We start from the raw sequence: 26,752 nt of genomic DNA on the forward strand, positions 1-26,752 counted from the left end.
ATAGGCATAGCCTCGATGCTTGAAGCCCTGATCTTCGTCGTCTTTCCGTTCTGCATGCTGTTTGCAGCGATCTCCGACATGCTGTCGATGACGATCGCCAATCGCGTGCCGGTGCTGCTTGTCGCCGTCTTCGCGCTGGTGGCGCCGCTGACGGGCATGGAATGGGCGGTTTACGGCTGGCATTTCGCCGCCGGCGCCATTGTCCTGGCCGTGACATTCGGTCTGTTCGCCTTGGGTGGCATGGGCGGTGGCGACGCCAAGCTGCTGGCCGCCACGGCCGTGTGGATGGGGCTCAACGTCCATCTCGTCGAATATCTTGTCGCTTCGACAATCATCGGCGGCCTTCTGACAATCGCGATCCTGTTTTACCGGAAATCGTCTCTGGCGATGTTCACCGGACGCAATCCATTCCTGCGTCATTTTGCGGAAGAATCAGCCGGTGTTCCCTACGGGATCGCGCTCGGCCTGGGAGGCCTGCTGACCTATCCCGATTCCCCCTTGATGGTGTGGGCGCTGGCAAGGCTGGCGAGCCGAATTCCTTAAATTTTCGTCGGCCGACATGCCTTGCACGTCGGCTTTGCGGAGCGGCCGCCCAGCATTTCCGCGCCTCACGGCGCGATCCATTCTAATTTATATAAACCTTAAATTAATCACGATCGTAAGCATTGCATTAACCTTGTTTTGACGATTGCCGCTGCAAAGTCCGGCTTGGCTAGGTTGGTTTGCCAGGGGCGAGGGTTCGGACAGATGCCAGCATCCCGATTGATTATTCTGAGCGTGGCGGTGGCCGCGGCGGGCGGTGCTGGCTATGTTGCGAAAAACATGGTCGCTCCGCCGCCTCAGGTCGTCGTCGATTCTGGCCCCCAGGCCCCCGCGGTGGCCCTGCAGGACGTGCTTGTGCTCTCGGGCGATGTCGCAATGGGCAACGCGCTCGAGAACAACATAAGCTGGCAATCCTGGCCTGCTGACGGCATCAACGCGAATTTCATCACCAAGGCCACAGCTCCCGATGCCCTGGAGAAGCTGAAAGGGTCGATTGCCCGTGTGCCGATGTATGCCGGCGAGCCCGTGCGGCGCTCCAAGCTGATCGGCGAGGGACAAAGCTTCATGTCGTCCATCCTGCCGTCCGGCATGCGGGCGGTCGCAACGACGATATCGGCGGACACTTCTGCCGGCGGCTTCATCCTTCCCAACGATTTCGTCGACGTCATCATGACCCGCAGGGCCGATGCCAACACCGGGGCCGGATTCAGCACCGAGACCATCCTGAAGAATATCCGCGTCCTGGCAATCGACCAGACCATCCAGGAAGACGAGGAAGGCAAGAAGACCAGGGTGGGCCAGACCGCCACGCTGGAGCTGACACCCAAACAGGCGGAGATCATCACCGTCGCCCAACAGATGGCGGATCGCCTGACGCTGGCGCTGCGGGCGATCACGGACACCCAGGAAAAGAATGTGGACGAGGCCGACTATCTCGTTTCCGGCAATGGCCGCCGGGGAACGGTGAGGCTGATCAAGTCGGGCGAAGTCTCCGAAGTAGGGGCAAGGAAATGAGGCTAAGCGCTAAACTGCCGGCAATCGTGGCCATGGCACTCGGCCTTTTGCTCGTCGGAGCGAATGTGCAGGGCGTCGAGGCGAAGAGCACGAAAGTGTCGGCCACGACAGCCACCCAGCGCGTCAAGCTTGGCCTCAACAAGTCGGTGGTCATAGACCTGCCGAGCGATGCCTACGACATTCTTGTCGCCAATCCCTCCGTTGCCGATGCGGTGACCCGCACCGCAAGGCGTATCTACCTCTTCGGCAAGGCGGTCGGCGAAACCAATATCTTCGTCTTTGGGCCGAACGGCGAACAGATCGCCAGCCTGGACCTGGCCGTCGAGCGCGACGTCGCCGGCCTGGAGGACTATATCAGGCGCTTCATTCCGACCTCGGCCGTCAAGGTGGAACTGCTCAACGACAACGTGGTTCTGACCGGCACCGTGGATACCCCCCTGGATGCTAAGCGCGCCGAACAGCTGGCAAATATGTTTGTGTCCGGCGGTGAAGCGACGACGGGACAATATTCGCAGACCGCCGCCGGCGGCTCGGCCCAGAGCGGTGTCGACATCAACAACCCGGACCAGGAGCGCCGCGTCAGCCAAATCGTCAATCTGCTGCAGATCATCGGAGACGATCAGGTCACGCTGAAGGTGACGGTCGCCGAAGTCAGCCGCTCCGTGATGAAGCAGCTCGGTGTCAACATGGTCGGCAGCGGCGGCAGCAACGGCATCAGCTATGGCGCGCTCAGTGACCCTTTCACTGGTCTCGGAAAGCCGTTGTCGAACGCGGGCCTAAGCATCGGCTCCTCCGCACTCCAGGCATATATAAACGCCATGGAGCAGTCGGGGGTCATGAAGACGTTGGCCGAACCGACCCTGACCGCCGTATCTGGTGAGAAGGCGACGTTCAGGGTCGGTGGCGAATACAACATGGTGACCAACGTCTCCGCGAATGTATCGCAAGACAACCAGACCGGCTTGAAGACCTATTCCGTCGATAAGATCGAGTACGGAATCGGATTGGAATTTCAGCCGGTGGTTTTATCGCCCGGCCGGATAAGCCTGAAAGTCAGGACCTCGGTTTCCGAGCCGACAACCGAGGGGTCCGTCTCGGCATCCACGGACAATCAAAGTATCGGCATGAATGCCCTGTCACTGCGCAAGCGCCTTGCCGATACGACCGTCGAACTGCCCTCGGGCGGCTCCATGATGATCGCCGGCCTGGTTCGCGACGATGTCAGGCAAGCCGTCAACGGCTTGCCTGGACTGACAAAGATTCCTGTGCTCGGCGCGCTCTTCCGCAGCAGGGATTTCGTGCGCAACGAGACCGAACTCGTCATCATCATCACGCCCTATCTGGTGAAACCCGTGGCACGCAACGATCTCGCCAAGCCGGACGACAATTTCAACCCTCCGAGCGACGGGGCGGGCATGTTCCTTGGGCGTGTCAATCGCGTCTACGGCACCATGCAGACCGACAGGCCCAATGGCCGCTATCACGGCGTTGTCGGCTTCATCTACAAGTGAACGGGAAAGCAGACATGTCTCAGTCAGCATTGAAGGCAAGGACCATGGCGATGCGCTCCGGCCGTTCTCGGATAAGCCTGCGGGTCCTTCCGATCATGGCGGTGGCGGTATCGGCTCTGCTGGCCGGTTGTGCTCACCGCGACAGCATTACCGTCGGCGCCATCCCCGACGACTATCGCACCAATCATCCAATCGTCATCGCGGAGAAGAACCAGAAGATCGATCTTCCTGTCGGCGCTGGCGACCGCGGCATGACCGGCTCGCAGCGCGACACGCTCCTGGGTTTCCTTGACGGCTATGACAAGAGTGCCGCTCCGGCATTGACGATCCAGATTCCAAGCGGATCGGCCAACGAGGTCGCCGCGACGGCGGCCGGCCGCGATTTCGCCCGGCTCGCGGTCGCCGCCGGCATCAAACGCGACCGGGTCGTCGTCGTCTCCTATCAGGCTGGATCGAGCGAGGCATCAGCCCCGGTTCGCGTCTCCTACATCGCGGTGAGGGCACAGACCGACAAATGCGGACGTTGGCCCGCCGACCTGGTGGAAACGTCGGAGAACAAGCACTACGCCGATTTCGGCTGCTCCTATCAGAACAATCTTGCCGCCCAGATGGCCAATCCAGGCGATCTTCTCGGGCCGCGCAAGTCTACCACTATTGATGCGGCAAATCGCAGCAAAGCCATCGGTGTCTACCAAGACAGGGGCATTTCGGATGAATTCCTCGGCAACTCGGAAGTGACTTACTAAGCCGCCCTCGGAAAGAAGCGACGCCACGATCAGGCAACGGAAAGAGCATGACCATGAGCAACCTTGCCTATGACGCCACCTTGGAGGGCGGTGATACCTCGCCGCAGGACGTCGCCGCGATGCAGGCGTTGCGGCCGGTTCCGCGTATTTCGATCCAGGCATTCTGCGAGACGGAGGGCGTTGCCAATCCGGTCCAGCGCGCCGGCGAGGACCGCCGCATGACCAAGGCGCACCTCAAGGTCCATATGGGCGGCGTTCCCACCGCCATCGAGTTCTACCAGTCGGCGCCGACACCGAACCTGATCCTGCTGGAATCGCGCAGCGAACCCAAGCAACTGCTGGAGCAACTCGCCCAGCTGTCGGAATACTGCGATCCATCCTCGAAAGTGGTGGTGATCGGTCACTACAATGATGTTGGCCTCTATCGCGAACTCATCCGCTCCGGCATCTCCGAATACGTCATCGCGCCGGTGTCGATGGCCGACGTCGTCAGCGTCGTGTCGTCGATCTTCGTCGATCCGGAAGCTGAACCGCTTGGCCGCTCGGTCGCCTTCGTCGGCGCCAAGGGCGGCGTCGGCTCTTCCACGATCGCCCACAATGTTGCCTGGGCAATGTCCTCCCTGTTCAAATCCGAGGTCGTTGTGGCCGACCTCGATCTCGCCTTCGGCACCGCCAACATCAATTTCGATCAGGACCCGGCCCAGGGCATCGCCGAGGCCGTGTTCTCGCCCGAGCGCGTCGACGAAGTCTATCTCGACCGGCTGCTGACCCAATGCGCCGAGCATCTGTCGCTGCTCGCGGCGCCCTCGACGCTGGAACGCGTCTACGACTTCGAGCCCGATGCCTTCGCGCAGCTTGTCGATACCGCGCAGCGCAGCGTGCCGATCCTTGTGCTCGACGTTCCCCATGTCTGGACGGGATGGGCCAAGAACACGCTGGTCAAGGCCGACGAGGTCGTCATCACGGCAACGCCGGAACTGGCCAATCTGCGCAACACCAAGAACCTGGTCGACATGTTGAAGCGGCTTCGCCCGAACGATCCGCCGCCGAAATTGATCATCAACCAGGCCGGCGTGCCCAAGCGGCCGGAGATATCACCATCCGATTTCGCCGAGCCGCTCGGCCTGACACCGATGTCGGTCATCGGCTTTGATCCCTTGCTGTTCGGCAATGCCGCAAACAACGGACGCATGCTGGGCGAGATGGATGCCAAGAACCCGGTTGTGGCCACCATCAACGAGATTGCTCATGTGCTGACCGGCCGCAGCGAAATCAGGGCGAAAAAGAAGGCTGGCCTGGGCAGTCTGCTTGGCAAGCTCTCGCGCAACAAGAAGTGATGCAATGGGGTCGGTAGTCGGTCATGTTCGGTAAAAGAGGCAACGACGACGGCAATCGGTTCACGCCGGAATTTCGCCAGCCGGCACCGGTCGCGCCAGCCGCCGCGGTCTCGGCGGACACCGCGGTTCTTGCCCGGCCCGCGGCCACGCCTCAGCCGAGCACGCCTGTCGCGCCACCGGCCAGGCGCGCGGTCGAGGCGCCGCCGATGGCGCCGGAACCGAGGAAAGGCCGCGAAAAGAGCGAAACCTACTACGATACCAAGAGCCAGGTTTTCTCCGCTCTCATCGATACGATCGACCTGTCGCAACTCGCCAAGCTCGATCCCGAAAGCGCCCGCGAGGAAATCCGCGACATCGTCAACGATATCATCGCGATCAAGAACTTCGCGATGTCGATCGCTGAGCAGGAAGAACTGCTCGAGGACATCTGCAATGACGTGCTCGGCTATGGGCCGCTCGAGCCGTTGCTCGCGCGCGACGACATCGCCGACATCATGGTCAACGGGTCCAAGAACGTCTACATCGAAGTCAACGGCAAGGTCGAACAGACCAACATCCGCTTCCGCGACAACCAGCAGCTGCTCAACATCTGCCAGCGCATCGTCAGCCAGGTCGGCCGCCGCGTCGACGAATCCAGCCCGATCTGCGACGCCCGTCTTCCCGACGGGTCGCGCGTCAACGTCATTGCGCCGCCGCTAGCCATCGACGGCACCGCGCTCACCATCCGCAAATTCAAGAAGGACAAGCTGACGCTCGACCAACTGGTCAAGTTCGGCGCCATCTCTCCGCAAGGGGCCGAAGTTCTCAAGATCATCGGCCGTGTCCGCTGCAACATCGTCATCTCGGGCGGCACCGGCTCCGGCAAGACGACATTGCTCAACTGCCTGACCAACTACATCGACCGTGATGAGCGCGTCATCACCTGCGAGGACTCGGCCGAACTGCAACTGCAGCAGCCGCATGTCGTGCGCCTGGAAACGCGTCCGCCCAACCTTGAGGGCGAGGGCGAGGTGACGATGCGCGACCTGGTCAAGAACTGCCTGCGCATGCGGCCCGAACGCATCATCGTCGGCGAAGTGCGCGGACCCGAGGTCTTCGACCTCCTGCAGGCGATGAATACCGGCCATGACGGCTCGATGGGAACGATCCACTCCAACAGCCCGCGCGAATGCCTGAACCGTATCGAGTCGATGATCGCCATGGGCGGCTATTCGCTGCCGCAGAAAACCGTGCGCGAAATCGTCGTCGGCTCCATCGACGTGATCATCCAGGCGGCGCGCCTGCGCGATGGATCGCGCCGCATCACCCACATCACCGAAGTGATCGGGATGGAGGGCGACGTCATCATCACGCAGGATATTGTCCTCTATAACATCAAGGGCGAGGACGCCAACGGCAGGCTGCTGGGTGAACACGTCTCGACCGGCATCGGCCGCCCCCATTTCTGGGAGCGGGCCCGATACTATGGCGAGGAGCAGCGTCTCGCCACAGCGCTCGAGGCTATGGAGAAACGTGCTGACTGACGCATCCGCGGGCGTGAAGGTTCTGGTCGATGTTTGGAATTGACGGCACCGTATTGGCGTTTGTAGTGCTCGCCGGCTTCAGCGCCGGCGCGGTCGCCTATGCATTTCTGTTCACCCAGATCAGCAATGAGAAACAGGCCGGAAAGCGACTTGAAACGATCAAGGCCGCCGAGACGGACCGTTCTGTTGTCAAGGCGACCCGTGACCGGGCGGCGGACGCCGCCAAGCGCCGCAAATCGGTGCAGGATTCACTGAAGGAACTCGACGAGAAGCAGAAGACCAAGGACACCGCCGTCAAGAAGCCGCCGCTGAAAGCCCAGCTTCGCCAGGCTGGGATGAAGGTGCCGATCGAGCGTTTCTATATCTATTCGGCCGTATTCGGCCTCGCACTGGCAATCGTCGCGTTCATGGCCGGAGCGCCGATGATTGTCTTGCCCGGTGTGCTGCTCGCCGGAGCGCTCGGCCTGCCGCGTTGGTTCGTCTCCTTTCGTCGTACCCGCCGCGTCAAGGCATTCCTCAACGAATTTCCAAACGCGCTCGACATCATCGTGCGGGCGGTCAAGTCCGGCCTGCCGCTGAACGACGCCATACGCCTGATCGCCAATGAATCGCCTGAACCCGTGAAGGCCGAGTTTCGCCGGATAGTCGATTCGCAGCAGATGGGCCTGTCGATCCCCGACGCGACCTTGCGCATGCCCGAAACCATGCCGTGCACCGAGGCGAGTTTCTTCGGCATCGTCATCCAGATCCAGTCGCAGGCCGGCGGCAATCTCTCCGAGGCGCTGGGTAACCTTTCGCGCGTGTTGCGCGACCGCAAGAAGATGAAGGCCAAGGTCGCGGCACTGTCGATGGAAGCGAAAGCATCCGCCGCCATCATCGGCGCCTTGCCTTTCATCGTCGCCTTTCTCGTCTATCTCTCCAGTCCCAACTATCTGATGCCGCTGTTCACGACCAGCGTCGGCCATTTGATACTCGGTTTCGCCGCCGTCTGGATGTCGATCGGCATCTTCGTGATGCGCAAGATGATGAACTTTGAAGTCTAGGGCCGCGGCATGACCGAACAAGCCATCAAATCACTGACGGATCCCAGCTTCCTGATTGCGCTGCTGGTCGCTATCGCCGTGTTCGCAACCGTCTTTACGCTGCTCCCGGCGTTTGGCGGAAACCAGCTCAAGGCGCGCATGAAATCGGTCGCGCTGGAGCGTGATGAGCTTCGCGCCAAGCAGCGCGCGCGGCTTGCGACCGAGGCCGATCGCCGCCGCAAAGGTCTGCGCGAGCAACAGTCGGTCGGCATGCGCAACATTGTCGACCGGCTCGATCTGCGGCGTGCGTTGGCCGACGAGGCCACCTTGCAAAAGCTCAAGGTTGCCGGCTTTCGCGGGCAGAATCCGCTAACGCGTTTTCTGTTCTTCCGCCTGGTGCTTCCTTTTGTCGGCTTCGCGCTCGGTCTGTTCTATATTTTCGTGCTCGGAGGATTGCCCGACAAGCCATTGGTGGTCCGGCTGTTCGTTTGCGTCCTGGTTGCCTATTGCGGCTTCTACGCGCCGGTCCTCTACGTCAACAATCGCGCGACCAAGCGCAAGCAGTCGATCCAGATGGCGTGGCCGGATGCGCTCGACCTGATGCTCATCTGCGTGGAGTCCGGCATGTCGGTGGAAGCCGCGCTGCGCAAGGTCGCCGACGAGATCGGCGCGCAGTCGGTGGCCCTGGCGGAAGAATTCATCCTGACCAACGCCGAGCTCTCCTATCTGCAGGAGCGCAAGCAGGCTTACGAGAACCTGGCCAGCCGCACGGGGCTGGAATCGGTCAAGTCTGTGTCGCAGGCCCTTGTCCAGGCCGAGCGCTACGGTACGCCGGTGGCGCACGCGCTGCGCGTGCTCGCCGCCGAAAGCCGCGACATGCGCATGAACGCCGCCGAGAAAAAGGCGGCCGCCCTGCCGCCCAAACTCACCGTGCCGATGATCTTGTTCTTCCTGCCGGTGCTGTTCGCCATCATCCTGGGGCCGGCGGGCATCCAGGTCAGCCAGCGCGGTATCTTCGGCGATCATCCCGGGGCGGCCGCGTCGACCAGCCAGTAAACCAACGCAGAATCCGTCTGCGGAGACAAAAAGCCGCGCTGCAATCGAGCGCGGCTTTTACGATTTGCGGTAAGCCCGCGGCGATCAGTTGGTGGCGGTTTTCGCCGGTTTCGCCTTGTCCTGGTCCTTGAGCTGGCTCCAGGCGTTCTGCTGGGCCAGCATCTGCCTGAGATAGGCGACGTTGGCCTGTGCCTGTTCGGGCGAAAGTTCCTGCGAGGCGATCTTCTCGGCTTCGTCGAAACGGCCCTGCAGGCCGACGACGAGCGCCAGGTTCTGGCGCACCCGGCTGTCGGCGTTCGACTGCTGGGCGGCCGACCGCATATAGGTCTCGGCGGTGCGCAGATCCCCTTCCAGCACATAGGACATGCCGAGATTGGAAAGGATCGAGGGCTCGTTCGGCTTGAGTTCGAGGGCCTTGCGGTAGAGTTGGCGCGCCTCGTCCTTCTGGCCGGTCTGATCGAGGATGGCCGCCTCCGCCGACACCAGCCTCCAGTCGGGATATTCCGGCGTCTGTGCGCGGCGCACCGCATCGAGCGCCGCCTCGAACTGGCCGTTGGCGGCCAGCGCCTTGCCATAGGCGGCGAGCACGTCGCGGTCCTTGGGATAGGCGATCGCCAGCTTGCGCATCACGGCGAGCGACTGGTCGGCATCCCCATCCATCTGCAGCGCCGCCGCGAAATTGGTGGCGATTCGCTTGTCGGTGGGGTTCCTCGCATAGGACTGGCCAAGAGCGGCCGTGGCGTTGTGCAATTCTCCCGCCGACATCGTCTCCAGCGGTTTGCTGCCGGTGCGTCCGATCGAGCCGGTGGTGAGCTTGTCGGTTGCGCATCCCGCGACACCTGCCGCGAGCGCCAGCATGAATGCCGTGGCGATGAGCCGCTTTCCCCGGATGTTTATCGTGCGGTTGGTCGGCATCGGCACCCTGGGCCTCCATTCATGCGCGTGGCCATTGCGTAGCCATCTTCCCTCCAGCAGAAATATTCTGTTAACCCTAACGGAGGGTTAAGAAACGCCGACTCGGGCGAGTTCGGCAGGAGAAACGTCTGATGTCCGTGGAACTGGTCGAGAACAAGCTGAAGAACCCGCTGCCGATCCATCTGGTCGCCAGGGACGGGCTGGACGCGGCCGGTCTGTCGCCGTCTATTGTCGCTTGGGCCAAGGCAAACGGCTTTTCCGGCGAGGCCGGCAGGACGCTGGTCGTGCCCGGCGAGAACGGCGTGCTCGGCGGCGCCGTGTTCGGTCTTGGCGACGGTGAGGGCGCGCTCGGTCTGGGCGCGTTGTCGAAAACCCTGCCGGAAGGCGACTGGCACTTCGCCTCGGCGCCGGCCGAGCCTGAACTCGCGGCGGTCGCGCTGGCGCTCGGCGGCTATGTCTTTACCCGCTATGGCAAGAAGCCGGGCAAGGCGCTGCGCTTCGAATTGCCGGCCGGCGTCAATGCGCAGCGCGTTCGCCGCATCGCCGACGGCGTTTTCCTGACGCGTGACCTCGTCAACACACCGACCAACGAGATGGGGCCGGACGATCTCGAGAGGGCAGTGCGGGTCCTGGCTGGGACCCACAAGGCCGAAGTCTCCGTCATCAAGGGCAACGACCTGCTCACACAGAATTTCCCTATGATCCACGCCGTCGGCCGTGCCTCGCCCGATGCGCCGCGCCTGATCGACATGACATGGGGGCAGCAAGGCGCGCCGAAGGTGACTTTGGTTGGCAAGGGTGTCTGCTTCGATACGGGCGGCCTCGATATCAAGCCTTCTTCGGGCATGCTCCTGATGAAGAAGGACATGGGTGGCGCGGCCAATGTGCTTGGCCTGGCTTCGATGATCATGGCGGCCGGGCTCAACGTACGGCTGCGGGTGCTGATCCCCGCGGTCGAGAATTCGATTGCCGGCAATGCCTTCCGCCCCGGTGACGTGCTGGCGAGCCGCAAGGGCATATCAGTCGAGATCGGAAATACGGACGCGGAAGGGAGGCTGGTGCTGGGCGACGCGCTGGCGCTTGCCGACGAAGAGGAACCACAGCTTCTGGTCGACATGGCGACCCTGACCGGAGCAGCCCGCGTCGCGCTAGGCCCCGACCTGCCGCCCTTCTACACCGATGACGACGCGCTTGCCGCGGAGCTGGCGGCCGCCTCCATCGCGGTCGAGGATCCGCTGTGGCGCATGCCGCTATGGCGGCCCTACGACGCGAAACTGTCGTCGAAGATCGCCGACATCAACAACGTCACCACGGACGGTTTCGCCGGCTCGATCACGGCCGCGCTGTTCCTCAAGCGCTTCGTCGAGAAGACGGCAAGCTGGGCGCATTTCGACATCTTCGCCTGGAACCCCGCCGATCGTCCGCACGGCCCCGCCGGTGGCGAGGCGCAAGGCATCCGGGCGTTGGAGCGGATCATGTCGACACGCTATGCCTGATGCGCAAGCAGAGCCGGCAAATTGCAGAAACTGAAACGGAACCGAAACAATTTGCCGTCATGCTGGCGCGATGTCGATTGCGATGCGCCCGAGCCAGGCCTTGCGACTGTGGCAGCAAGTGATGCTGTCGCAGGTGCGCGAGGACGCGCCTGATCTCACCATGCGCCAGACGGCGATCCTGTTCACCATCTATCTCGATCCGCCGCCGCATACGGTGCGTGGTCTTGCCGCCCGCCTCAGCGTCACCAAGCCGGTCATCACACGCGCGCTAGACACGATGGGCGCGCTGAAACTGGTGTCGCGCCATCGCGACGAGCTCGACAAGCGCAATGTCCTGATCAAGCGCACTGTCGAAGGCGCGCTCTTTGTCGAGCGCTTCGGCGATGGTATCGTTGCCAAGGCCCACGACCTGCCGATCTGAACAATTTTCCTATCTAACTGGATTGCCGATTTGACCGCCCACGACCCCCGCCTGCACGCCTTCCGCTCCGATCTCGCCGATGCCAGATTGAAAGGTGAGGTCGCTGCCGACCGTTTCGTAGCGGGTCGGCCGGCGCGGATTTCGGTCCCGGTGGCCGATATCCGCAAGGCGCCGACGCTGGATTCGGGCGTCAACACGCAAGCTCTGTTCGGCGACGATGTCCTGGTTTTCGAGGATAGAGAAGGCTGGGCCTGGATCCAGGCCGAGCGAGACGGTTATGTTGGCTATGTCGCCGACACCATGCTGGGCGAGCGGGACCATGCGCCCACCCATATCGTCTCGGTGCCGCGCACGTTCCTGTATCCCGGTCCCGATCTGCGCTTTCCGATTGCCGGGCAATTGTCGATGGGATCGACGGTAACCGTGACGGGTGCCGCCGAAACGCGCGGCACGCACTATGCACTGCTGCCCTCCGGTGAAGCCTTGATCGCTGGCCATCTGCGCCCGATCGGCGAAGTGGCCGGCGACTATGTGTCCGTGGCCGAGACGTTTCTCGGCACGCCCTATCTCTGGGGCGGTGTTTCCGGCTTCGGCATCGATTGCTCCGGCCTGGTGCAACTGGCCATGCGCATGGCCGGCGAGGATGTGCTGCGCGATTCCGACATGCAGGCCGTGTCGGTCGGCGAGCCGCTTCAGCCCGGCCCCGATTTTACGGGGCTGCGACGTGGAGACCTTGTGTTCTGGAAAGGCCATGTCGCCATCATGACCGACGCCGAGACCATGATCCACGCCAACGGCCACACCATGCTGGTGTCGCGCGAAGGTCTGAAGGAAGCCATCGCCCGCATCGGTTATCTCTATGGCGTGCCGATGGGGTTCCGGCGGCCGTAAGGCTTTCGATCCCCTTTTGTTCCGATTCTGCTTGGCGATTGCGCGCCGCCGCGCTACCTCTGGCGGGTGACCGAGCTGCCGCGCCTCGCAGACCAGAATGCCGCCGTCGTCTTGCCCGAGCCATTCGTAGAATGGTTCGGCGAGAAAGGCTGGTCGCCGCGCGCGCATCAGATCGAACTCCTGGCGAAGGCCCAGGCCGGGCAATCTGTGCTGTTGATCGCGCCGACCGGCGCCGGCAAGACGCTGGCCGGCTTCCTGCCGTCGCTGACCGAACTGGCCGTCAGGCCGAGGCGAAAACCAGGCCAGGCGCGGCGCGGTATCCACACGCTGTATATCTCGCCGCTGAAGGCGTTGGCCGTCGACATCGAGCGCAATCTCGGCAAGCCGGTCGAGCAGATCGGTCTGCCAGTCACCATCGAAACGCGCACCGGCGACACCCCCGCCCACAAGCGCCAGCGCCAGAAGCTTGCGCCGCCCGATATCCTGCTCACCACGCCGGAGCAACTGGCGCTGCTGATCGCGGCAGGCGATGCGAGGCGCTTCTTCGAGAATCTGCGCTATGTCGTGCTCGACGAATTGCATTCGCTGGTGACGTCCAAGCGCGGCCATCTGCTGGCGCTTGGGCTGGCGCGGCTGCGCAGCTTCGTCCCTGGCCTGCAGACGATCGGCCTGTCGGCGACGGTGGCTGAGCCGGGCGAATTGCGGCGCTGGCTGGTCAGCCAGAACCCGCCGGGTGATATGGCGGAATTGATCACTGTGACGGGCGGTGCGAAGCCCGAAATCTCGATCCTCGATTCCGAGGAGCGCGTGCCGTGGGCGGGGCACTCGGCGCGCTACGCCACGCCGGAAATCTACCGCGAGATCAAGCGCCACAAGACGACCCTGCTGTTCGTCAACACGCGCAGCCAGGCGGAGCTGCTGTTCCAGGAGTTGTGGCGCGTCAACGAGGACACCTTGCCGATCGCGCTTCACCATGGTTCGCTCGACGTCGCCCAGCGCCGGCGCGTGGAGAAGGCGATGGGCGAGAACGCGCTGCGCGCCATCGTCGCCACCTCGACGCTCGATCTCGGCATCGACTGGGGCGATGTCGATCTGGTCGTGCATGTCGGTGCGCCGAAGGGTGCCAGCCGGCTGGCGCAGCGCATCGGCCGTGCCAACCACCGCATGGATGAGCCGTCGAAGGCGATCCTGATTCCCGCCAACCGTTTCGAGGTGCTGGAATGCCGGGCAGCACTCGACGCCAATTATCTCGGCGCGCAGGATACGCCGCCGCTGGTCGATGGCGGGCTCGACGTGCTGGCGCAGCATGTGCTCGGCTGCGCTTGCGGCGCACCGTTCCGCGCCGATGACCTGTATGAAGAAGTGCGAACGGCGGCACCCTATTCAGGCCTCGATCGTCCGACATTCGATCGCGTCGTCGATTTCGTCGCCACCGGCGGTTACGCGCTGAAGAATTATGAGCGCTACGCCCGCATCCGCCTGAACAAGGATGGACTGTGGCGCGTATCCAATCCGCGCGTCGCCCAGCAATACAGGCTGAATGTCGGCACCATCATCGAGGTGCCCGCGCTCAACGTGCGTTACGTCAAGGCCGGCAGCAAAGGCTCGGCGTCGCATGGCGGCCGCGTGCTCGGCAAGATCGAGGAGGCGTTCCTCGAAACCTTGACGCATGGCGACACCTTCATGTTCGCCGGCAAGGTACTGCGCTTCGAAGGCATCCGCGAAAATGAATGCTTCGTCTCGAACGCGCCCGGCAGCGACGCCAAGGTGCCCTATTATGGCGGCGGCAAGTTTCCGCTCTCGACCTACCTTGCCGAGCAGGTCCGCATCATGCTGGACGATCCGCAGCGCTGGAAGAAGCTGCCGGAGCAAGTGGCCGACTGGCTGCGGTTCCAGTCGGACAAATCGATGCTGCCCAAGCGCGACGATTTGCTGATCGAGACCTTTCCGCGCGGCAACCGCCACTATCTGGTCGCCTATCCTTTCGAGGGCAGGCTGGCGCACCAGACGCTTGGCATGCTGCTCACCCGCCGCCTCGACAGGGCGGGCGCCAGGCCGCTCGGCTTTGTCGCCACCGACTATGCGCTCGCCATATGGTCGCTGGGCGACATGGGCGCCATGTTCAAAGCCAGGAAGCCTTCACTCGGCGCACTGTTCGATCAGGATATGCTGGGCGACGATCTCGAGGCCTGGCTGGCCGACAGCTGGCTTCTCAAGCGCACTTTCCGCAATTGCGCGCTGATCTCGGGCCTGATCGAAAAACGCCACCCCGGCCAGGAGAAGAGCGGCCGCCAGGTCACCGTTTCGACAGACCTGATCTACGATGTGCTGCGCAGCCATGAGCCGGACCACATCCTGCTTCAGGCGACGCGTGCCGATGCGGCGACCGGCCTGCTCGATGTCAGCAGACTTGCCGACATGCTCTCGCGCATCCAGGGTAGAATCATGCATAAGGCGCTCGAACAGATATCGCCGCTTGCCGTGCCGATCATGCTCGAGATCGGCAAGATGCCGGTGAACGGCGAGGCCGATGAAACGCTGCTGATGGATGCGGCGACGCTGGTCGAAGAGGCCATGGGGTCTGGGATGATTGACGAATGAACTTTTCGCTGGCGCGCGCGTCGCTGATCGCCGAGGCCGACTTTGTCGGCATCGCGGGTGAGCGCGCGGTCTGCGATCCGCGCGGCGTGCTCTATTTTCCCGAGCTCAGGCTGCTGACAGTATCGGACTTGCATCTGGAGAAGGGCTCGTCGCTGGCAAGGCGCGGCACGCTGATCCCACCCTACGATACCGGCGCGACCCTGCTGCGGCTGCAGGCGGTCATATCAGACTACCAGCCGTCGATCGTCATCAGCCTGGGTGACTCCTTTCACGACGGCGGCGGCGCCGAGCGCATGCATTCGAGCTTCCGCGAACGACTGGAAGCGCTGATGACGGGCCGTGACTGGTTCTGGGTCGCCGGCAATCACGACCCGGAAGCGCCCGCGGACCTGCCCGGCGAGACCGTGCGGGAACTGGCCATAGGCTCGCTGCTGTTCCGGCATGAGCCATCGAAAGTATGGGTCGAGGGCGAAATATCGGGCCACCTGCATCCCTGCGCCCGTATTGTGCAACAAGGCCGCTCGGTGCGGCGGCGCTGCTTTGCCGGCGACGGCGGCCGCATGATCATGCCTGCCTTCGGTGCCTATACCGGCTCGCTCAACGTGCTCGACCGCGCCTATGCCGGCCTGTTTCGCCTGGAGACGCTGATGGCCTATATGCTTGGCGCGGACCGCATCTTCGCGATTTCAGGCTCGATGCTGCGGCCGGGCTGAGATCGTCGGGAGCTCTTGGCGAGCTCAAGTTTTCTTAAGCGCAGCTTGAACGCGATCAAGCGCTTCTTCCGCGCCGTGGTATCCCTGCGCTGCCGAGCGTTTTAGCCATTGGACGGCAAGCACAGCATTTTCCTCAACTCCAACGCCTTTAAGATACATCAATCCCACGTTGAATTGGGCCCTGCCATTGTTCAGTTGCGCAGCCCTTTCGTACCAATGAAAGGCCAGCTTGGGGTTTTATCTACAATTTCGCCGGTCAGATAAGCGGCGCCGAGATTAATTTGCGCGTCAACGTTACCCTGCTCCGCTGCTCTGGTTAACCAAAGAGTTGCGTCCGCCCCACTTTGGGGCACTCCCTTCCCGACGGAATACACATATCCAAGATATTGCTGAGCTTCTGACAAACCCTGGATCGCCGCCCTGTGCCATAGCTCCGCCGCTTTGGTGTCATCCAGCGGAACGCCCTTACCCCAGGAATACAAAAGTCCAAGATTCAACTCGGCGACTGCCATGCCCTGATCCGCCGCCTTACCCCACCATTCCGCAGCTTTGGAATAGTCCAGTGGAACACCAAGTCCCCTAGAATACAGAAAACCGACATTGAATTGTCCAGTAACATCGCCTTTTTGGGCGAGAGCCGCCCATTCTTTGTACGCTTCTGTATAGTTCTTCGCTTCAAAGGCGGCGTCGGCTTCGACGCCGCCTGCCAAAGAATTGTGAGGTAAAAAAAACCAAGATCCAGGCAAAGCAAAACGCCCATGGGAACAGTGATGCTGAACTAGAGGCAGCAGTGGAGTTCGTCACTTGATCTCCTAATGTTAGTCCTGCGACGACGCTATCGAACGACAACAAAATCATTGAAGTCTCAACCCAAGTCAATGTTGGGATTCGCGGCTATCCGCCAACCAGCCGACACGCTTGGGCATTCTGTCACGTTTTTCATTTCCGGGTTCGGATCAAGATTATGCTTGGCCCAGCGTCTTACCCTCTATCGCCCGTAATAGAGCGTGACCGTGTGCTTCGCCTCGGCGAAGAACAGCCAGCGTTCGACCAGCATACCGGCGAACTGGGCGATCGCGGCGAGCGCCGACGACACCGCAGCAAACGGCCACGGCAAGGCGAAGGCGGGGATCAGCAGCAAGGTCGGCAAACCGAAGGCCAGCGCCTGCGTGACCCGGCGCAGTTTCGCGCTGTGCTTGCGCGCGATGCGGAAGCCCATTTCCTTGAGCAGGTAGTTTTCCTCGGTATGCGGCCATTCCAGGGATCGTACAGTGCCGCCGACGAGCCCGGTCGCGGTGTTGGCGTTGGTCTGGATTTCAAGCTGGTCGTTGTAGCGCCAGGTCGCCAGTTTCCAACCCCAGCCAAGCAAGGTGAGCAGTACGGAAGCTGCAAGCGGGATCGTCGAGCCGAGCGCAAAGCCTTGCAGCAGGGCGTTGACAAGCACACTGCCGCTCATCGCCGAGAAGATGAGATAACCGGGCAAGGTATAGGGGCTGTGCCACTGCGCAATCGGCTTCAGCGAGGCATAGATCATGCCGGTCATGCAGACGGTGGCTATGGCACCGAAGGTGGCCAGAACGCCTGCGGCCGCCACCCAGCCATCGAGGCGGCCAAGGAAGATCCAGCCGATCCCGAAAAGGCCTGCGGGAATGAAGGTAGCGACCGAGGCGACGCCTTCGCGTGACAGCCATGAACTGCGCCATTGCGAGAACGCCCGCCAGGCACGTTCGGGCCTGCCGAGATGGCCGGTCGACGACAACAGGCCCCCGGCGATCAGGCCGAGCGCCAGCCCCATGCCGACGAAGCCCGGCCAGAAATCGGGTGCGATGAAGCCGAGCGGGCCGAGCATGCCGAGCAGCGCGAGCAGCCCATAGCCGGCACCCGTGGCGGTGGTGAAGAAGACGACCGAAAAAGCTGGATGCATGGACGATCAGCTCGAAAGCATGCGGTCGACCCAGCCGAGGAAACCGCCCTCGGCCCGTACCGGCTCCAGCGCGGGAGCGGCCACCGATGCGGCGCGTTGTGTGTGTGCGCGCGGCGGCAGGTATTTGTTGGTCGGGCGATAGCCGAGTTCCGGCATCAGGTCGACACCGCCCCGCTCGGCCGCCAGTTGCGAAACGGGGGATTGGGGATCGCCGAGGTCGCCGAAATGCCGAGCGCTGGTCGGGCAGGCGGCGACGCAGGCCGGCACGCGGTCCCCTTCGGCCAGATTGTCGTTGTAGATGCGGTCGACGCAGAGCGTACATTTCTTCATCACGCCGATATCCGTGTCGAATTCGCGCGCGCCATAGGGGCAGGCCCAGCTGCACAATTTGCAGCCGATGCACTTGTCCTCGTCGATCAGTACGATGCCATCGGAGGCCCGCTTGTAGGAGGCGCCCGTCGGGCAGACGGTGACGCAGGCCGGCGTCTCGCAATGCAGGCAGGAGCGCGGGAAATTCACCGTGCGCCCCCCCATCTCGGTGATGTGCTCGTAACTGTGCACACGGTTGAACCAGACCCCGTCGACATGGCCGCCATAGGGGTCGATGTCGGTCAGCGGCGCCATGTGGCCGCCGGTATTCCACTCCTTGCAGGCGGTGACGCAGGCCTGGCAACCGACACAGGTGTCGAGGTCGATGACGAGGCCAAGTTTCTTGCCGCCTGGATTTGGAAGACAGGTCATTCGGCCGCCTCTCTTGCCTGCCGAAACCCGGCGCCGAAAGTGAGCTTGTCCGGCGAGGGCTCGAAGTGCGGTGGCTGGTGAAAACGCTCGAATTGCGGTTCGGTGAAGCCGGCCTCTTCAGCCGCGCATTTGACGATGCGGACGCGCAGATCGAACCACGCAGCTTGTCCCGTGACCGGATCGGAATTCGAATAGCGTTTGCCGCTGGCGTCAGCATAAATCTGGTCACCGATGATGTGGTTGAGCAGGAAGCCGCGATTGCTCTCGGCGGCATCGTCCTTCAGCCCCCAGCTGCCGCGCCTTTTGCCGATCGCGTTCCAGGTCCAGACCGTGCTCTCGTTCAACCCGTCGACCAGCTTGATCTGCCCCTTCACCTTGCCGTTGATGCTCTCGATCCACACCCAGTCGTCGTCGGCGAGGCCGAGGCCGGCTGCGGTCCGGTGATGTACGAACAGCCGGTTCTGGCTGGTGATCTGCCGCAACCACGCGTTTTGCGAACCCCAGGAATGGTACATGTGCATCGGCCGCTGCGTCAGCGCGTGCAGCGGATATTTTCCAAGGTCGACGGCCGCTTCCTCGAACGGCATGTACCAGAACGGCAGTGGATCCATGTAGGTCTCGACGCGCTCGCGCTGCGTCTGCGGCGGCACCACCCGACCATGGCCGCGCGCGGCGAGGCGGAAGCGTTGCATCGGTTCGGAATAGAGCTGGAAGACGATCGGCTCGGCCTTCGGGATGAAGCCCAGTTGCACCGCGAAATCGAGATAGGAGCGGTTGGCCATCTTGTAGTAGCGCTGGTCGTCGGCAAAGTCGTGGTGCCAGAAACCGCCATTGTCGATGTAGCGTTGCAACTGGTTGGGATTGACTTCGCCCTTGCCGATCGAGGTTTCATCCTTGCCGCGCCAGCCGGCGAGCGGGCCGATACCGGGCGTGCGTTCATGATTGACGATGTAGTCGGCGTAGTCGCGGTACGTCGCCGAGCCGCCGTCATCGACGAAGCCGGGCAAGCCAAGCCGCGCGCCGAGTTCGATCAGCACCGACTGGAACGGTCTGACGTCGCGGTCGGGCTCGACGACCGGATGGCGGATGGCGTCGCCCGGTCCGTCGGCATGGCTGATAGGCCGGTCGAGCAGGCTGATGCAGTCATGACGCTCGAGATAGGTGGTGTCGGGCAGGACGAGGTCGGCGAACGGCACGGTCTCGGAGTAGTAGGCGTCGGAATAGATGATGAAGGGGATCCTGTAGTTGCCCGCTTCATCATGGTCCGTGAGCATGGCCATGGTCTCGACCGTGTTCATCGAGGAATTCCAGGCCATGTTCGACATGTACATCATCAGCGTGTCGATCTTGTACGGATCACCGGCCCAGGCGTTGCGGATGACGGTGTGCATCAAACCGTGCGCTGCAAGCGGCGAATCCCAGGAGTAGGCCTTGTCGATGCGCAGCGGCGTGCCCGCATCGTCGACCAGCAGATCGTCGGGTCCGCAGACGAAACCGAGCGGCATGCCGTCGAGCGGCGTCATCGGCCTCACCTCCTTGCCGCAGGGCTTCGGGCCCGGCGGGGCGGATCTGGGGTAGGGCGGCTTGAAGCGGAAGCCGCCGGGAACATCCACCGTGCCCAACACAACCTGCAGCAGGTGAATGGCGCGACAGGTGTGAAAGCCGTTGGAATGGGCCGAGATGCCGCGCATCGCGTGCATCGAAACGGGGCGTCCCTTGATCGTCTCATGCCGGCGCCCCGCCCAGTCGGTCCACGCGACCGGCAATTCGATTGCCTGTTCGAAGGCGACGTGGGCCAGTTCGGCGGCGATCCGGCGGATCGTTCCGGCGGAGATGCCGCAACGCTCCGCGACCGCATCGGGCGCGTAGCTCTCGTCGAGATAGCGGTCCGCAATGAGCTGGAATACCGGCACGCAGCGGCGGCCATCGACATCGCAGCTGCCGGTCAGTGCCGGTTTGGCGTCGGTATAGGTGGCGTTCACCGGATGCTTCGCCACTCTGTCCCATGCCAGCGGATTGCCGTCGCTGTCGCGCACGAACAGCCCGTCATCGGCCGCGCCCGGCTCCTGGATAACCAGGACATGCGCGTTGGTGTAGCGGAGCAGATAATCGAGATCGACGCGGCCCGCCTTCAACAATTCGTGGATCAGCGCGAACACGAACAGGCCGTCGGTGCCGGGCCGGATGCCGATCCAGTCGTCGGCGATCGCATTGTAGCCGGTCCGGCACGGATTGATCGAGACCACCTTGGCGCCGCGCGCCTTGAGCTTGCCCAGCCCGATCTTGATCGGGTTGGAGTCATGGTCCTCGGCGACGCCGAACAGCATGAAGTATTTCGTGTTGTCCCAATCGGGTTCGCCGAACTCCCAGAACGAGCCGCCGATCGTGTAAAGGCCCCCGGCCGCCATGTTCACCGAACAAAAGCCGCCATGGGCGGCGAAGTTCGGCGTGCCGAACTGGCTAGCCCACCAGCCTGTCAAGGATTGCGACTGGTCACGCCCGGTGAAGAAGGCGAGTTTTTTAGGATCGGTGCGGCGGATACTCGACAGCCGCTCGGTGGCGATCGAGAAGGCTTCCTCCCACTCGATCTCGCGGAACTCGCCCGAGCCGCGCGGACCGGTGCGCAGCAATGGCTTCTTCAGCCTGGCCGGGCTGTAGTGCTGCATGATGCCGGAGCTGCCCTTGCCGCAGATTACGCCGCGATTGACCGGATGATCCTTGTTGCCGTTTATGTAGCGGACCTTGCCGTCCTTGAGATGCACGTCGATGCCGCAGCGGCAGGCGCACATGTAGCAGGTCGTCTTGGCGATGCTGTCGGAAACGTCAGGCGAGGTGTCGACGCCATCGCCCTCATCGGGCGCCCGCGTGTCGGCAAGCTGGCGTTGCGAAGGGGCTGAATTGGCGCCGCGCGGCGGTCCTTGCATCATGATCCCGTGCTGCTCGCGCGGCCGGCGGATTTGGCTCGCGTCTTCGGCCCGGGGCCGCGCATGTAATGCTCTTCCGGGTGGTATCGATCACCGGCCAACCGCCGTCGGATGCCGCGGGTCCAATGCGCAACCAGGGATCTGAACCGCCCGATCATTTTATCCTTCGCGATCCACTGGCGAATTTTTTCTAACTTCTTCCTAAAAAGTAGAATAAAGCTATCGATCCGTCTAATCAGTTGTTCTTGTAAATTCGATCGATATTGGTTCTTAATGCGCGCATGACCCTGGATCAGTTGCGCATTTTCGTCGCCGTCGCCGAGCGCGGCCACATGACCAAGGCAGCCAAGCTCCTGGGCATCTCCCAATCGGCCGCGTCGGCGGCCATTCGCGCGCTGGAAGAGCAGCACGGCGTCCATCTGTTCAACCGCGTCGGCCGCAACATCGAGCTGGCCCAGACCGGCCACCGGTTCCTGCCCGAGGCCAAGGCCGTGCTGGAGCGCGCCGCCGCCGCCCGCAACGTGCTGGAACATGTTTCGCAGACGGTCGCCGGCAGCCTCTCCATCGCCGCCAGCCTGACCATCGCCAGCTACTGGCTGCCGCGCCGGCTGGCCTCCTTCCACGAGGCGCATCCAGCCGTCAGGCTTAGCGTCACCATCGGCAACACAAGGCAGGTCGAGGCCAGCGTGCTCGATGGAACCGCCGATCTCGGCCTGGTCGAAGGGCGCACCGAATCCGACATATTGCGCCGCGCCAAGGTCGATACCGACCGGTTGATGCTGGTCGTTGCCAGCTCCCATCCCAAGATCGTCGAAATCGCGCCGGGCCGCCCCGACATCACCGGCCTGCGCTGGATCATCCGCGAGGGCGGCTCCGGCACGCGCGAGGTGCTGGAGGATCTGGCGCGCCGCGAGGGGATTTCGCTCGCTGACCTCAGGATATTCCTGGTGCTGCCCAGCAACGAGGCGGTTCGTCAGGCCGTCGAAGCCGGCGCCGGCGCGACCATCATTTCGGAGCTCGTCGTCGGGCGCGCGGTCGCCGAGGGGAGCCTGAGAGCCGTGCCGATCGAATTGCCGAAGCGCGACTTCGCCATGATCACTCATCGCGACCGTCAGGCAAGCCTGGCCCAGATGGCGCTTAAGGCGCATCTGGCCGCGGAGATGAACGGGTCAGGGTAGGATCAGCCGAACTTCCGCTGCGCGTCGAGCGCCAGGCCAAGCCCGACCGATCCGAACATATCGCCGTCGATGACGGAAGCCTGCGGCACCAGCGACAGGATTTCCCGCCTTGCCAGCGGAATCGCCGTCGATCCGCCGGTCAGGAATACCGCGGTGATGTCGGACGGCTTGACTCCGGCGTCGCGGATGGTCTGCGCCACCGTCTCGGTGACCCGCTCGATATCCCGCGCGATCGTGGCCTCTAGCCCCTCGCGCGTGATCCCGGCGGCGAACGCCACGTCCGGCAGCTTCACCGCCACGTCCGCCGATGACCTGTCGGTCAGCTCTATCTTGGCTTTCTCGACCAGTGCCGCCAGAGCGTGCCCGTAGCGGTGCTCGACGATGTGGATGAAACGGTCCACCAGGTCGGCGCGCACGGCCTCGTAGCGGATCTGGCGCAGATGCGTCATCGCCTTGGCGGTGTAGACCAGGTTGATCCGCTGCCATGTGGCGAGATCGATGAAGTAGCTGGCCGGCAGATTGCGTTTGCCGTCCTTGGTCGCGGAGAGGTAGCCGAGCTGCGGCATGACATGGGCGATGCTCAGCAACCGGTCGAAATCGGTACCGCCGATATGGATGCCGCGGCTGGCCAGGATGTCGTCCTTGCGGTCGGTCGATCGCGAGCGCTCCGGCGAGACCCGCACGATTGAGAAATCCGAGGTGCCGCCGCCCATGTCGATGATCAGCGCCAATTCCTCGCGCGTCACCTTCTGCTCGTAGTCGAGCGCCGCGGCGATCGGCTCGAACTGGAAAGCGATATGCTTGAAGCCCTGGGCGCGGGCAGCCTTCTCGAGTTCGCCTTGCGCCTCCGCGTCGGCTTGCGCATCGTCATCGACGAACTGCACCGGGCGGCCGAGCACCACGCTCTCCACCACGCCGCCGGCGTCCGCCTCCAGCCGCGTCCTCAGATGACCGATGAACAGGCCGATAATGTCGATGAAGCCGATCTGGCGCGCCTTGATACGCGTCTTCTCGTGGGCGAGCGAACTGCCGAGCACGCTCTTCAAAGAGCGCATCAGGCGGCCTTCGATGCTGTCGGTGTAATCGCCGATCGCGCGACGGCCGAAATAGGTATGGCCGTCCTCGAAGTTGAAGAACACGGCGCTTGGCAAAGTGGGTTGTTCGCCCTCCAGCGCGACCAGCCGTGCCTTGCCGTTCCGGATCACGCCCACCGTGGAATTGGACGTGCCGAAGTCGATGCCGCCGAATGCCTGATGCATTGCAGCCTCCTGTCATTGTTTCACGGCGGCAAAACAGCGCGACGCATCGCGTTGTCATCCCGGACCGCTCTTGCCAATTGTATGTGCGTGTTTGCCCCTGGGCTGGGAGGCGGCGGTTTATCGCATGGCGGGGAAAAGGGGAACCCCTCTTTTCCCGCAGCATCAATCTTTGCGGAACACCAGCCGGCCGAGCCAGCCCGTCACCATGGCCAGCGATATGGCGAACACGCCGTAGAGGAACGAATAGTCGTGGGCGACGCGGAAGATCGATTGTTCGAAGCCTGATTTGCGGATTTCGAGTTGTGCCGAACTCTCCTTCACGAAGAGGCCGCTCTTGAATAGGAACGCGCGCGCCTTGTGCGTGCCGACCGACACATTAGGCGCCAGCCTGACGGTGGCGCGAAACAAGTTCTGCGACAGGAATTGCACGCCGCCGACATTCTCGCTGTAGAGGCCGGCGGCGGCCTTGCGCTCGCGCAGCGCCGCTGTGAACTCCTCGATCGTCGCCGGACTGTCACCGGCATCGGCGGGCTGCATGTAAAGGTTGGAGGCGCCGAGCGACAGTTGCTTGTAGCCATTGGGTTCGGTGATGTCCTGCAACGGCCGCGTCGTCGCCACAGAATAAGACACCGGCACGTTCTCGAAGGTCTCGGAATCCAGATTGACCCAGACGCCCAGCACCCGGTCCTTGCGGCGCACCACCACCGGTTTTGGTGGCCCTTCGAGCACGACGATGACGTCGTAACGGCCCTGGCGTGCCACCAGCGGATCGGGATTTTCCAGCGAACCGAAAATGGTCAGGTCGGCGCCGGAAAAACCGGCGGTGATCGACACCGCGTCGGTGGAGAGGCCGATCTGGATGCCTTCCGTCAGCGGCGTTTGCGCCTTCGCCGGCGCGGCGGCGGTCAGGGACAGGAAAGCGACAGTTGCGAGCGCTTTCAGGCCATTCATCAGTTGAGGCCCGCGCCGGACAGCGAATAAAGGTTGGGTGGCGTGACGAACAGATCGGTAGCGAGCCGGATCGCCACCGCCAGCACCAGCAGCGCCAGCAGGGCTCTCAATTGCTCGCCGCGCAGCCGCTGGCCGGCCTTGGCGCCATATTGTGCCCCGGCCACGCCGCCGGCCATCAAGAGGAAGGCCAGCATCACATCGACGGTCTGGTTGGTGGTGGCGTGAACCAGCGTCGTGTAGGCGGAGGTGAAGATGATCTGGAACAGCGAGGTGCCGATGACGACGTTGGTCGGCACTTTCAACAGATAGATCAGCGCCGGCACCATGATGAAGCCGCCGCCGACGCCCATGATCGACGACAGGAAGCCGATGCCGGCGCCAAGCCCGAGCACCGGAATGACGCTGACGAACAGTTTCGACGCGCGGAAGCGCATCTTCAGCGGCAGGCGGTGGATCCAGTTGTGCTGGCCGGATTTCTTCAGCACCGGTGCCGCCCCGCTGCGCGTGGCGCGCAGCGCGTTGATGCTTTCGACCAGCATCAGCCCGCCGACGGTGCCGAGCAGCACGACGTAGAGCAGCGAGATGAACAGGTCGAGCTGGCCGAGCCTGCGCAGGAAGCCGAACACGTAGATGCCGGCGGTGGACCCGACGATGCCGCCGGCCAGGAGCACGCCGCCGAGCTTGAAGTCGAGTGTGCCTCGCTTCATGTGCGAAAGGACGCCGGAGACGGAAGAAGCGATGACCTGGTTGGCGCCCGTGGCGACCGCGATCGCCGGGGGGATGTTGTAGAAGATCAAGAGCGGTGTGATGAGGAAGCCGCCACCCACCCCGAACATGCCCGACAGGAAGCCCACCGCGGCGCCCATGGCCAGCAGCACGAAGACGTTGACGGAAATTTCCGCGATCGGGAGATAGATGCCCACCCGTCAGTCTCGATCAGTTTGCCTGTCGGCGAATAAAGCCGTTGCGGACAGTATCGCATCGAAAAGCCAATTTTCTCTTGCGACGACGCGGCAGCGGGGTCAAATCCCGCCACCGCGCCGAAACAAAAAGACAACTCAATCAGTTAACAGGCAAATATATGGCAAGGGCGTCGTGGAAACGACGCTTCTGCCGTTATTTGCGCGCCAGCAATGCCTTGACCAGTTTCTCGTCGACCGCGCCGGTCGCCGGCAGCTTGTTGGCGGTCTGGAAAGCGATGATCGCGTTCTTGGTCTTCCCGCCCATCACGCCGTCGGCACCGCCGGCGTCATAGCCGTTCTTGTTGAGGATGAGCTGGATGTTCTTGACAGCCTTCTTCATGTCGATGCCGGCGGTCGTCTGCGGCGTGCCTTCCTGCCAGGATTCAGGAATGTCCACCGAATTGGCCGCCGCGTTGAGCGGCTTGGCCTTCCACAGTTCGGTCGCTGCGCGCGCCCGCTCGAGTTGCTCGGGCCGCAGCGCATTGGCGATCTGGTCGCGCTTGGCCGCGGCATCCTTGTCACCGGTCTTGGCGACCAGCGCGAACCATTTGTAGGACTCCTCCAGGTTCTGCTTCATGCCGACGCCCTTGGCGGCGAGGATGCCGAGATTGAACTGGCTGTCTTTGACGCCGAGGTCGGCGGCCTCCTGGAACCAGTGCGCGGCCGATTCATTGTCGGTCGCGCCGTCGGCGGCCATGGCGAACAGCACCGCCAGATTGTGCATGGCGCTGGCGTTGCCCTGCGCGGCGGCGAGCTGGTACCAGGTCTTCGACTTCTTGATGTCGCGCGCGACGCCGATGCCCTTTTCGTAGAAATTGCCGATGCGGTATTCGGCCGGCGCGAAGCCGAGTTCCGCCGACTTCTCATACCATCTGGCGGCCACAGCCATGTCTTCCTTGACGCCGCGCGACTCGGCGTAGCGCGAGCCGACCTCGAACAGTGCCTTGGCGTCGCCACCGGCGGCGGCGTCACGCAAGGCCGCCGGGCCGGCATCTGCCGGGATGTCGAACTTGGTCGTGGCTGT

24 protein-coding genes are annotated in these 26,752 nt (G+C 63.1%); 14 read left to right on the plus strand and 10 right to left on the minus strand.

Going from position 1 to position 26,752, the window contains the following annotated elements:
• The first annotated feature begins 15 nt into the window (after window positions 1–15).
• The 8 genes from O7A61_RS11010 to O7A61_RS11045 all read left to right on the plus strand — a co-directional run bounded on the left by O7A61_RS11010 (window position 16) and on the right by O7A61_RS11045 (window position 8,752).
• A complete protein-coding gene (locus O7A61_RS11010) occupies window positions 16–543 on the plus strand; it encodes an A24 family peptidase (RefSeq protein ID WP_337129795.1) in 528 nt (175 codons plus the stop codon).
• A 204-nt stretch (window positions 544–747) separates the two neighbouring features.
• A complete protein-coding gene (gene cpaB / locus O7A61_RS11015; RefSeq protein ID WP_337106221.1) occupies window positions 748–1,557 on the plus strand; it encodes a Flp pilus assembly protein CpaB in 810 nt (269 codons plus the stop codon).
• The gene (locus tag O7A61_RS11020) at window positions 1,554–3,068 is read left to right on the plus strand and encodes a type II and III secretion system protein family protein (protein WP_337129796.1); all 1,515 of its coding nucleotides are present in this window, start codon (window positions 1,554–1,556) and stop codon (window positions 3,066–3,068) included. The genes cpaB and O7A61_RS11020 overlap by 4 nt, the downstream gene beginning before the upstream one ends.
• Window positions 3,069–3,082: 14 nt before the next feature.
• On the plus strand, window positions 3,083–3,814 hold the full coding sequence (locus O7A61_RS11025) for a CpaD family pilus assembly protein (RefSeq protein WP_337129797.1): 732 nt from the start codon (window positions 3,083–3,085) through the stop codon (window positions 3,812–3,814).
• A gap of 47 nt (window positions 3,815–3,861) precedes the next feature.
• Window positions 3,862–5,151: an AAA family ATPase gene (locus O7A61_RS11030; protein WP_337129798.1), complete on the plus strand. Its 1,290-nt coding sequence runs from the start codon at window positions 3,862–3,864 to the stop codon at window positions 5,149–5,151.
• A gap of 23 nt (window positions 5,152–5,174) precedes the next feature.
• A complete protein-coding gene (locus O7A61_RS11035; RefSeq protein ID WP_337129799.1) occupies window positions 5,175–6,674 on the plus strand; it encodes a CpaF family protein in 1,500 nt (499 codons plus the stop codon).
• A 29-nt stretch (window positions 6,675–6,703) separates the two neighbouring features.
• Window positions 6,704–7,717: a type II secretion system F family protein gene (locus O7A61_RS11040; protein WP_337129800.1), complete on the plus strand. Its 1,014-nt coding sequence runs from the start codon at window positions 6,704–6,706 to the stop codon at window positions 7,715–7,717.
• A gap of 9 nt (window positions 7,718–7,726) precedes the next feature.
• Entirely contained in the window at window positions 7,727–8,752 is a 1,026-nt protein-coding gene (locus tag O7A61_RS11045) for a type II secretion system F family protein (RefSeq protein WP_337129801.1), read from the plus strand.
• Between the two features lie 84 nt (window positions 8,753–8,836).
• On the opposite strand, the gene O7A61_RS11050 is transcribed toward O7A61_RS11045, so the two are convergent.
• On the minus strand, window positions 8,837–9,667 hold the full coding sequence (locus O7A61_RS11050; protein ID WP_337129819.1) for a tetratricopeptide repeat protein: 831 nt from the start codon (window positions 9,665–9,667) through the stop codon (window positions 8,837–8,839).
• Window positions 9,668–9,798: 131 nt separating this feature from the next.
• Here O7A61_RS11050 and O7A61_RS11055 point away from each other — a divergent pair, with 131 nt between their 5' ends.
• From O7A61_RS11055 to pdeM, 5 genes are all read left to right on the plus strand, one after another.
• Window positions 9,799–11,163, plus strand: a complete 1,365-nt coding sequence (locus O7A61_RS11055; protein ID WP_337129802.1) for a leucyl aminopeptidase family protein — start codon at window positions 9,799–9,801, stop codon at window positions 11,161–11,163.
• A gap of 70 nt (window positions 11,164–11,233) precedes the next feature.
• Entirely contained in the window at window positions 11,234–11,584 is a 351-nt protein-coding gene (locus tag O7A61_RS11060) for a MarR family winged helix-turn-helix transcriptional regulator (RefSeq protein ID WP_337129803.1), read from the plus strand.
• A gap of 30 nt (window positions 11,585–11,614) precedes the next feature.
• Window positions 11,615–12,475, plus strand: coding sequence for a C40 family peptidase (locus O7A61_RS11065; protein WP_337129804.1), 861 nt, complete (start codon window positions 11,615–11,617; stop codon window positions 12,473–12,475).
• A gap of 66 nt (window positions 12,476–12,541) precedes the next feature.
• Window positions 12,542–15,076, plus strand: coding sequence for a ligase-associated DNA damage response DEXH box helicase (locus tag O7A61_RS11070; protein ID WP_337129805.1), 2,535 nt, complete (start codon window positions 12,542–12,544; stop codon window positions 15,074–15,076).
• Entirely contained in the window at window positions 15,073–15,789 is a 717-nt protein-coding gene (pdeM, locus tag O7A61_RS11075) for a ligase-associated DNA damage response endonuclease PdeM (RefSeq protein ID WP_337129806.1), read from the plus strand. The genes O7A61_RS11070 and pdeM overlap by 4 nt, the downstream gene beginning before the upstream one ends.
• A gap of 24 nt (window positions 15,790–15,813) precedes the next feature.
• On the opposite strand, the gene O7A61_RS32585 is transcribed toward pdeM, so the two are convergent.
• The 5 genes from O7A61_RS32585 to O7A61_RS11095 form a co-directional block, all read right to left on the minus strand.
• A complete protein-coding gene (locus O7A61_RS32585) occupies window positions 15,814–16,017 on the minus strand; it encodes a hypothetical protein (protein ID WP_442921063.1) in 204 nt (67 codons plus the stop codon).
• On the minus strand, window positions 15,981–16,535 hold the full coding sequence (locus O7A61_RS11080) for a tetratricopeptide repeat protein (protein WP_337129807.1): 555 nt from the start codon (window positions 16,533–16,535) through the stop codon (window positions 15,981–15,983). Before O7A61_RS11080 ends, O7A61_RS32585 begins: the two co-directional genes overlap by 37 nt.
• Before the next feature lie 242 nt (window positions 16,536–16,777).
• A complete protein-coding gene (locus O7A61_RS11085) occupies window positions 16,778–17,713 on the minus strand; it encodes a dimethyl sulfoxide reductase anchor subunit family protein (RefSeq protein WP_337129808.1) in 936 nt (311 codons plus the stop codon).
• Between the two features lie 6 nt (window positions 17,714–17,719).
• Window positions 17,720–18,454, minus strand: a complete 735-nt coding sequence (locus O7A61_RS11090) for a 4Fe-4S dicluster domain-containing protein (protein WP_337129809.1) — start codon at window positions 18,452–18,454, stop codon at window positions 17,720–17,722.
• Window positions 18,451–21,381, minus strand: coding sequence for a molybdopterin oxidoreductase family protein (locus O7A61_RS11095; RefSeq protein ID WP_337129810.1), 2,931 nt, complete (start codon window positions 21,379–21,381; stop codon window positions 18,451–18,453). Before O7A61_RS11095 ends, O7A61_RS11090 begins: the two co-directional genes overlap by 4 nt.
• Window positions 21,382–21,659: 278 nt before the next feature.
• Between O7A61_RS11095 and O7A61_RS11100 the strand changes: the two genes are divergently transcribed.
• Entirely contained in the window at window positions 21,660–22,556 is an 897-nt protein-coding gene (locus O7A61_RS11100; RefSeq protein WP_337129811.1) for a LysR substrate-binding domain-containing protein, read from the plus strand.
• A gap of 2 nt (window positions 22,557–22,558) precedes the next feature.
• Here O7A61_RS11100 and O7A61_RS11105 read toward each other — a convergent pair whose 3' ends face one another.
• The 4 genes from O7A61_RS11105 to O7A61_RS11120 form a co-directional block, all read right to left on the minus strand.
• The gene (locus O7A61_RS11105; RefSeq protein ID WP_337129812.1) at window positions 22,559–23,815 is read right to left on the minus strand and encodes an Hsp70 family protein; all 1,257 of its coding nucleotides are present in this window, start codon (window positions 23,813–23,815) and stop codon (window positions 22,559–22,561) included.
• Window positions 23,816–23,977: 162 nt separating this feature from the next.
• The gene (locus O7A61_RS11110; RefSeq protein ID WP_337129813.1) at window positions 23,978–24,766 is read right to left on the minus strand and encodes a TIGR02186 family protein; all 789 of its coding nucleotides are present in this window, start codon (window positions 24,764–24,766) and stop codon (window positions 23,978–23,980) included.
• Complete coding sequence (locus tag O7A61_RS11115) at window positions 24,766–25,689, minus strand: sulfite exporter TauE/SafE family protein (RefSeq protein WP_027141986.1); 924 nt, start codon at window positions 25,687–25,689, stop codon at window positions 24,766–24,768. The genes O7A61_RS11110 and O7A61_RS11115 overlap by 1 nt, the downstream gene beginning before the upstream one ends.
• Before the next feature lie 193 nt (window positions 25,690–25,882).
• The coding region (locus O7A61_RS11120; RefSeq protein WP_337129814.1) for an SEL1-like repeat protein at window positions 25,883–26,752 on the minus strand (870 nt) is incomplete at its 5' end.

Origin of the sequence: Mesorhizobium sp. Cs1321R2N1, from assembly GCF_037179725.1 — a bacterium.
In the GTDB taxonomy this organism is placed as follows: Bacteria; Pseudomonadota; Alphaproteobacteria; order Rhizobiales; family Rhizobiaceae; genus Mesorhizobium; species Mesorhizobium salmacidum.

What these genes read in the sequence shown, in the direction of transcription:
- O7A61_RS11010 (WP_337129795.1), top strand. Translation starts at nt 16, where the DNA reads ATGCTTGAAGCCCTGATCTTCGTCGTCTTTCCGTTCTGCATGCTGTTT.
- cpaB (WP_337106221.1), top strand. Translation starts at nt 748, where the DNA reads ATGCCAGCATCCCGATTGATTATTCTGAGCGTGGCGGTGGCCGCGGCG.
- O7A61_RS11020 (WP_337129796.1), top strand. Translation starts at nt 1,554, where the DNA reads ATGAGGCTAAGCGCTAAACTGCCGGCAATCGTGGCCATGGCACTCGGC.
- O7A61_RS11025 (WP_337129797.1), top strand. Translation starts at nt 3,083, where the DNA reads ATGTCTCAGTCAGCATTGAAGGCAAGGACCATGGCGATGCGCTCCGGC.
- O7A61_RS11030 (WP_337129798.1), top strand. Translation starts at nt 3,862, where the DNA reads ATGACCATGAGCAACCTTGCCTATGACGCCACCTTGGAGGGCGGTGAT.
- O7A61_RS11035 (WP_337129799.1), top strand. Translation starts at nt 5,175, where the DNA reads ATGTTCGGTAAAAGAGGCAACGACGACGGCAATCGGTTCACGCCGGAA.
- O7A61_RS11040 (WP_337129800.1), top strand. Translation starts at nt 6,704, where the DNA reads ATGTTTGGAATTGACGGCACCGTATTGGCGTTTGTAGTGCTCGCCGGC.
- O7A61_RS11045 (WP_337129801.1), top strand. Translation starts at nt 7,727, where the DNA reads ATGACCGAACAAGCCATCAAATCACTGACGGATCCCAGCTTCCTGATT.
- O7A61_RS11050 (WP_337129819.1), bottom strand. Translation starts at nt 9,667, where the DNA reads ATGCCGACCAACCGCACGATAAACATCCGGGGAAAGCGGCTCATCGCC.
- O7A61_RS11055 (WP_337129802.1), top strand. Translation starts at nt 9,799, where the DNA reads ATGTCCGTGGAACTGGTCGAGAACAAGCTGAAGAACCCGCTGCCGATC.
- O7A61_RS11060 (WP_337129803.1), top strand. Translation starts at nt 11,234, where the DNA reads ATGTCGATTGCGATGCGCCCGAGCCAGGCCTTGCGACTGTGGCAGCAA.
- pdeM (WP_337129806.1), top strand. Translation starts at nt 15,073, where the DNA reads ATGAACTTTTCGCTGGCGCGCGCGTCGCTGATCGCCGAGGCCGACTTT.
- O7A61_RS11085 (WP_337129808.1), bottom strand. Translation starts at nt 17,713, where the DNA reads ATGCATCCAGCTTTTTCGGTCGTCTTCTTCACCACCGCCACGGGTGCC.
- O7A61_RS11090 (WP_337129809.1), bottom strand. Translation starts at nt 18,454, where the DNA reads ATGACCTGTCTTCCAAATCCAGGCGGCAAGAAACTTGGCCTCGTCATC.
- O7A61_RS11095 (WP_337129810.1), bottom strand. Translation starts at nt 21,381, where the DNA reads ATGATGCAAGGACCGCCGCGCGGCGCCAATTCAGCCCCTTCGCAACGC.
- O7A61_RS11100 (WP_337129811.1), top strand. Translation starts at nt 21,660, where the DNA reads ATGACCCTGGATCAGTTGCGCATTTTCGTCGCCGTCGCCGAGCGCGGC.
- O7A61_RS11105 (WP_337129812.1), bottom strand. Translation starts at nt 23,815, where the DNA reads ATGCATCAGGCATTCGGCGGCATCGACTTCGGCACGTCCAATTCCACG.
- O7A61_RS11110 (WP_337129813.1), bottom strand. Translation starts at nt 24,766, where the DNA reads ATGAATGGCCTGAAAGCGCTCGCAACTGTCGCTTTCCTGTCCCTGACC.